The sequence below is a fragment of the Streptococcus oralis genome (assembly GCF_023109315.1).
GTDB classification, from domain to species: Bacteria; Bacillota; Bacilli; order Lactobacillales; family Streptococcaceae; genus Streptococcus; species Streptococcus oralis_BS.
Map to the genome: position 1 here is coordinate 197,474 of NZ_JALDUF010000004.1, position 6,461 is coordinate 203,934.

Sequence of the window (6,461 nt, forward strand, 5' to 3'; positions counted from 1 at the left end):
AATGAAAAACGTAAAACGATATTTCCTCTCGTTCTTAGCAGCTCTTAGTATCGTGCTTTTAGCATTTGGAGCAGTTAAAGCTTTTGCGCAAGACAACGCACCTGGCGAAAACGATACCTACGATGTTGTTTTGACAAAGGTTAAACTGTCAGACTTGACAGGTTGGCCAAAACAAACTGGTGTAAACAATGAAGATTACACTGGTCAAAAATTGAATGTGACAGACTATTTTGGTTCTGGAGCTAAAACATTGGCAAATGTTTGGTTTGATGTCTACAAAGACACTCCAACAGGTACTCATGTAGCTGGAGCAGCAACAGGAGCTGATGGTACTGTTACATTTACTGGTCTCAAAGCTGGTAAATACTATATCGTTGAAAACAAAGCAAAATCAACACTTACTTCAGATGAACAATTGGCTAACTCAGCTGCTGTTCCTGTGGAAATCAATCTTCCAGTCTTTAAGGCTACAGGTGGATGGTACACAACTGGTACTGACGCTGTTCATGTTTATCCCAAAAATACCGTTGACAAACCAAGTATTGACAAAGTAGTTAGCGAAGACGCTAAACACGATACTGCTCTTGTTGGTGAAACAAAGACCTTCAAGGTCACTTCTACAATGCCAGAAGGTATTAAAGACTATAAAGTTTTAAAATTCACCGATAAGTTCTCAGCAGGTTTGACTTACACAGGTAAACTTGTTGTAAAAAAAGGTGACACTGTTGTAGATCCTTCTAACTATTCAACTGATGGTACGTCTGTAGCTGGTACAAAAGCCGCAGCAATCAATGTTGCCTTCAAAGAAGATTACATCAAAACACTATCTCCAAAAGATGTTATCACTATTACTTATGACGCAGTCATCAATGAAGAAGCAGTTATGGGTGCAGCCAACCCCAATGATGTTAAGTTGACTTATGGTACTAACCCAGATTCAACAAAAGAAGTTAAACCTAATGAAACTCCAGAACTCCACACTGGTGGTGCTAAGTTTGAAAAAATTGACAAAGCGACATCAGCTAAACTTGCAGGGGCTAAGTTTGTTGTTACAAATGCAGAAGGCAAATATTTGAAAGTGACTGATGCAACCGCAACAACTATTGCGAAAAACGAGTGGATTGAAGCTACAGATGCTAAGGCTGCTGTTAATGCAGGTGCGAAAGTCTTCACTTCAGCTTCTGATGGTACTTTTGAAGTTAAGGGGCTTCCTTATGGTAAAAAAGGAGATGCCAACACCACTGGTGAAACTAAGTACAAATTGGTCGAAGTTGAAGCACCAAATGGTTATGCTTTGTTGCAACAACCAGTTGAGTTCACCATCTCTTCAACAACTTACACAGGTAGAATTAACCAAGTTAACAACAACAAGGTAACAATTCCACAAACAGGTGGTATCGGTTCTGCTCTCGTGATTGCAGCGGGTGTCTTGGTTGTTGGTTTAGGTTTCATTGCGAAACGTCGTTCAGCTAAGTAATAAAATGAAGAAGTAAGGACAATCCTTACCTCTTCACTAGGGTATTTAAAAGAGTTGAATATCCTAGTGAAGAGTGCAAGTGCTATGTTTTAGGAGGATACTATGACAAGAAAAAGTATATTGAGCAGTCTGCTATCCATACTTACGGCCATTGTTATTTTGGTAGCTTTGCGGCCATTTACAACCGTCTCATCTCAGGAAAATCAAGCCTCGTCAGATGCAACCTACGATATTGTGTTAACCTTGGTTAAGTTAAAAGATTTGAATGGTTGGCCCAAAGGTGGAGGAAAAGATAGTTATTCTGGACAACCTTTAGACATTGAGAATTATTTTGGTGGTGAGGCCTCAACCATTGATGGCGTTGCCTTTGATATTCACAAGGATAAGGCGGATGGAGAGCTTGTTCAAACAAAGATAACTGAAAATGGTGGTCGTCTCATCTTTAGCGGTTTGAAGGCAGGTAAGTACTATATTGTTGTCAATAAAGAAAAATCAAAGTTAGCAGGAAATCAGATGTTGGGTGATACGACACCAGTTCCATTAGAAGTAGAACTGCCTGTGACAAAACCCGATGGCAGCTATTTCACGGTAGGAAATGACGCCGTTCATGTCTATCCCAAGCAAGTTTTAAAACAGAGAGAAGACAAGACGAGTTTTAAAGTTCGGAAAGAATGGAAAGGTAAAAAGCTAAACAGTATCACTGTTCATCTCAAACAAAATGGGCAAGTCATTGATGAAATTGAGCTGAATGACAGCAACAACTGGGAACATACCTTTATGAATTTAGAAAAAACAGATGCGGCAGGGAAAGATTACACCTACACAGCTGAAGAAGATGTTCCTAATGGCTATACAGCAACTTATCAAAACATGGCAGATAAAACTGGCACTGTGATTACCAATACATTGGTGCCACCGACTACGCCAAGAACACCGATTATCAAAACGGGAACCTTAGCCATTTATTGGTTTTTAGGATTTGCCGTCGTTTTAATCGGACTAGGATATAAGCTTTATAAAAGCGAGAAAAAACACTGATGAATCAGTGTTTTTTTATGATATTCCATAGCCGTTTGCTGAAAAAGAGAAAGATTGCTGTTCCGACAATCACAATCAAATAAGGGGCAAGCCTTTGTAATTTGAAACCAAGTTTAATATGTTGGTTGCTAACAAAGGGAATCAAGGGATTAGTAGATACATTTTGCTTTTTTTCACTATCTGAAACAACTCTTTTTGCATTGACAAGGAGCCGTTTGTCATATCTTGGTTCGTTCATACAGGTCATGAGCGTAACCATGTCTTCATTTTCGATTGGTTTAAGTTTTTCGCCTTCGTATTCATCAATGATCTCGCTATCGGTCACTTCGTATTCTAGATTTTTTCCAAGAATATCGAAATAAATTTTATCTCCTTTTTTGAGAGAGGGGAGAAAGTAGAAAGACACGTCATTATAATTAATTCTATGTCCTGCGATAATCGGTCGTTGCCCTTTTATACCCAGAGGAGCAGATGTTCCGACGAGAGTCGCTACGCCCTTTAGGAGCTTATCATAGTCAGCGTCAAGATAGAGGTCGAAATGCTGTCCTAAAGCAGGAATGGTCATGCGTCCAGCGACTTGATTGGTATCTAGCAGATCTGAGTAGGGCGTTTTTTGCTTGGCGTCGGTCTCTTTTTTTGTTAGGAAAATATCTTGGATAGCTCCGGTGACAGTGGTTTGTTCTAAGGCTGTTCGTAGTTTTTGGAATGTTTCCTCGCTGGTCTGCTGATAGGTGCGCTGAGCATTGGATTGCCAAATGTCCTCTTTAATCATAGATAAAAAAGGAAAGAGGAAGAGCGCAATTCCAATTAACAGGAGGCTCAGCCCAAGTAATTGTTTTTTCTTTTTCATGAAAGTGATGTTTCTTTTCCTTTCTTTCTTAACATTTTAAAGAGTAGATAGCCTAAGAGTAGGAGGATGAGTCCGGTAGCAAGAAGGATAAACCATTTGTATTGGGCAAAAAAGTCAATCTTTGTTTTTTTCTCCTTTTCAGCTTCGTGGAAAGGTATGCGTTTGCCTTGAACGAGTAGGCGATGAGAATTGATCATATAAGGTGTGCAAGTCAAAAGAGTGGCACGATCTTCGTCTTCTTTAACCAGTATTGGTTTGAAATCGGTAGGCTCAACGGTTAAAATCTTATCTACCTGATAAGCCAAGGTTTCCTTGATATTGGTGATGTAAAAGACATCTCCGACCTTTACCTTATCCAAGTCGGTGAAAAGTCTGGCTGTGGGAAGTCCTCTGTGGGCGGTGATGACCGTATGGGTGCTAACTCCACCGACGGGTAGGCTGGTTCCTTCTAAGTGGCCTGCTCCGTTTTGCAAGACATTCTCAGATGACCCTGCCCGGATGGGAATTTTTTGATTGATAGAAGGGATAGTGACATAACCAATTTTTTCTTGCAGTTGCAACATGCGAGCATATTCAGCTACACCTTCCTCTTTTTTTCTGCTTGAGAAAGGGTCTCCTATTTTTTCTGGGGACAAGGTGCTATTATAGGCTTTGGCGAGTTCAATACGATTTTCAACATCTTGGTCAACTAATTTACCTTTCTCGTCATCAAATTGCTTTGTCTCTTGCATAGTCACATATTGGTAATAAATCTGACTGACAAAGGGATAACAGATTATCAAGCAACCCAGAATGGTAAGTATCTTATGGCTTAGTTGTAACCATTTTTTGTTTTTCTTTTTTCTTGACATGATAGCTCTTTCTATGCTTTTTTCGATTTCCACTTATTCCAAGCCAAAATAATGAAAATGAGGAATAGAATTGCGAAAACGACTAGATAAAGCGGTGGAATAGAGATATGACTAATCGGACTTTTCACTTTTTCTTCACTTGGTTTGTAAGGGATCCGGTGGCCTCGCACAAGTAAACGGTGTGAATTGATCATATAAGGAGTACAAGTCAGCAAAGTCACATAATCTTTGTCAGGTACGATATTTAAGGAATCAAATTGAGTCGGTTCAATCACCGTTATGGAATCAACCTCGTAGGCAAGTGTTTCAGCGATATTTTGAATGAAAAATTTATCGCCTACCTTCATTTTATCCAAGTCGGTAAAAAGGCGATTATTGGGCAAGCCCGTGTGGGCAGTTAGAACAGTGTGGGTGTTCTGACCACCAATCGGCAAACTGGTTCCTTCAAGGTGCCCCACCCCTTTTTGTAAGACTTCTTCACTTGAACCGGCATAAATAGGCAGGTCAACATCAATTTTAGGAATGGAGATTCTACCTATTTTTTCATGAACAGTCAGCATTCGAGCATATTCTGCTTGCCCTTTAGCGTTTTCTTCTTTGGTATAGGGATCTGTTATTGTCAAATTTTGTAAAGAGCGGTTGTAAGCAGTAGCTAGTTTTATCCGTTCCGTCACGTCTTCAGAAGTTAATTTTTGTGCAGACGAATCAAAGTCCTTAACCTCTTGTTTGGTCTGGTAATTGTAATAAATTTGGCTAATAACAGGGTAACTGATGATGAGGATACCGGCTATAATCGTTAAGTTTGTCAATAAATTAAAAAATTTTTTCATTATATTCCTTTGATGTTAGCAGTTATTTTTGTCGCTGGTAAGATTATTATATTTTTATCTACTTAACCATTATATCATAAATAGCGGTTCTATTTGCTGATTCGTTACTAAAAAAATCCCAGCTCCAATCTTTACCTCCTTTTTCAAAAAATGCTATACTGGTCATAAGGAAATAAGTGAGGCGTTTTATGTACGAATTTCAAAATCCTAGTGATTACATGATTCAGACCTATTTGGAGACGAGTAAAGTGATTGCAGTAGTTGGACTTTCTGACCGCGAAGAAACGGCTAGCAATCGTATTTCAAGGGTCATGCAGGAGCTGGATTATTAGATCATTCCGGTCAATCCCAAGTTAGTGGGTCAAAAGATTTTAGGCGAGACGGCTTATGCGCGTTTACAGGATATTCCTGTTTCCGTGGATATTGTCAATGTCTTTCGGCTGAGCGAATTTTTACCGGGTGTGGCGCGTGATTTTATTGAGACAGATGCTAAGATTTTTTGGGCGCAGTTGGGACTTCAAAGTCAAGAGGCGGAAGAGCTTTTGAGGGCGACAGGTCGCAATCATATCGTCATGAACCGTTGTATCAAGCGCGAGTACAATCGTTTGGTGAAGGAGATTGACTAATGGCGCAACTAGTCATCATTCGGGGTAATTCCGGTTTTGGGGAAACCAGCCTAGCTAAAAAATTACAAAATCATTTTGGTCGTAGGACGCTTGTGATTTCGCAGGATCTTGTCCGGCGTGAGATGCTAAAGGAAAAGGTGGAACCAGATAACTTATCTATTTTTCTAACAGAAACGTTTCCACTTGTAGCCTTTCATCAATGATTTACTCTCGCGAATAACTCCAAGCGGCCCTGCATAACGTCTCTCAGTAATCTGATCGTAAAGAACCCACTCTGTTTGAGAATATGCATAATATTTAGGCAGGTAGATAGATAGTCCAATGATACCGAGGGGAATACTAACAATGATTGCAATGATTGCTACGGTGATCAACCCGTTGTTTAGCAGGTACTCATTATTAAATGCATTAGGGAGCTGCTCAAAAGATTCACTAACTATTATACCCCAGTGTTCAATTCCTCCATTAGCTACTACGATGTACCACATCAGTACATAGATTAATACCCCGAAGGTGAAAGTCATAATGGACAGCGCCCATATTAGACCCCATAGAAAAAGTAATAATGATTTAACAAGAACTGTTACAAAGATCTTTCCGATCAAATCACTTTGAAAGCCACGAAGAGAATCTTTAAAGCTGACAATTTCTGTTTGCTTGCAGATAAGTTCAATCGTTCGGAAAATAATAGATGCTAGCGCAATAGCAAGAATAAAACTGTTGAAAAAATGATTACTCTAGGTAAACGTGGTGATTTGCATGCACGTCGTCAAGCAGCTGCTTTCGTAC

General features: G+C 39.6%; 6 protein-coding genes and 3 pseudogenes. 5 read left to right on the top strand and 4 right to left on the bottom strand.

What is annotated here, in order from left to right:
• Window position 1: 1 nt before the first annotated feature.
• Together M1F74_RS06770 and M1F74_RS06775 are read left to right on the top strand one after the other, a co-directional pair.
• Window positions 2–1,477 (top strand): SpaH/EbpB family LPXTG-anchored major pilin, encoded by a 1,476-nt coding sequence (locus tag M1F74_RS06770; protein WP_247946638.1) that lies wholly within the window; start codon window positions 2–4, stop codon window positions 1,475–1,477.
• A gap of 102 nt (window positions 1,478–1,579) precedes the next feature.
• Window positions 1,580–2,515 (top strand): Cna B-type domain-containing protein, encoded by a 936-nt coding sequence (locus M1F74_RS06775; protein WP_247946639.1) that lies wholly within the window; start codon window positions 1,580–1,582, stop codon window positions 2,513–2,515.
• Window positions 2,516–2,519: 4 nt separating this feature from the next.
• On the opposite strand, the gene M1F74_RS06780 is transcribed toward M1F74_RS06775, so the two are convergent.
• The 3 genes from M1F74_RS06780 to M1F74_RS06790 are packed head-to-tail and all read right to left on the bottom strand — an operon-like array spanning window position 2,520 to window position 5,046.
• A complete protein-coding gene (locus M1F74_RS06780) occupies window positions 2,520–3,365 on the bottom strand; it encodes a class C sortase (protein ID WP_000727545.1) in 846 nt (281 codons plus the stop codon).
• Window positions 3,362–4,216 carry a class C sortase gene (locus M1F74_RS06785; RefSeq protein WP_247946640.1) on the bottom strand — a complete coding sequence of 285 codons (855 nt, stop codon included), beginning with the start codon at window positions 4,214–4,216 and terminating at the stop codon, window positions 3,362–3,364. The genes M1F74_RS06780 and M1F74_RS06785 overlap by 4 nt, the downstream gene beginning before the upstream one ends.
• Window positions 4,217–4,227: 11 nt before the next feature.
• Window positions 4,228–5,046, bottom strand: a complete 819-nt coding sequence (locus M1F74_RS06790) for a class C sortase (protein ID WP_000713118.1) — start codon at window positions 5,044–5,046, stop codon at window positions 4,228–4,230.
• 188 nt (window positions 5,047–5,234) lie between these two features.
• Here M1F74_RS06790 and M1F74_RS06795 point away from each other — a divergent pair.
• Both M1F74_RS06795 and M1F74_RS06800 read left to right on the top strand, forming a co-directional pair.
• Window positions 5,235–5,672, top strand: a pseudogene (locus M1F74_RS06795) (CoA-binding protein).
• Window positions 5,672–5,848 (top strand): annotated as a pseudogene (locus M1F74_RS06800) (kinase); the annotation flags it as partial. The pseudogenes M1F74_RS06795 and M1F74_RS06800, both read left to right, overlap by 1 nt.
• On the opposite strand, the gene M1F74_RS06805 reads toward M1F74_RS06800, so the two are convergent.
• Window positions 5,837–6,385, bottom strand: a complete 549-nt coding sequence (locus M1F74_RS06805; RefSeq protein WP_348771763.1) for a DUF975 family protein — start codon at window positions 6,383–6,385, stop codon at window positions 5,837–5,839. The pseudogene M1F74_RS06800 and the gene M1F74_RS06805 overlap by 12 nt on opposite strands.
• On the opposite strand from M1F74_RS06805, the pseudogene M1F74_RS06810 reads away from it, so the two are divergent.
• A pseudogene (locus M1F74_RS06810) lies at window positions 6,386–6,461 on the top strand (50S ribosomal protein L17); the annotation flags it as partial.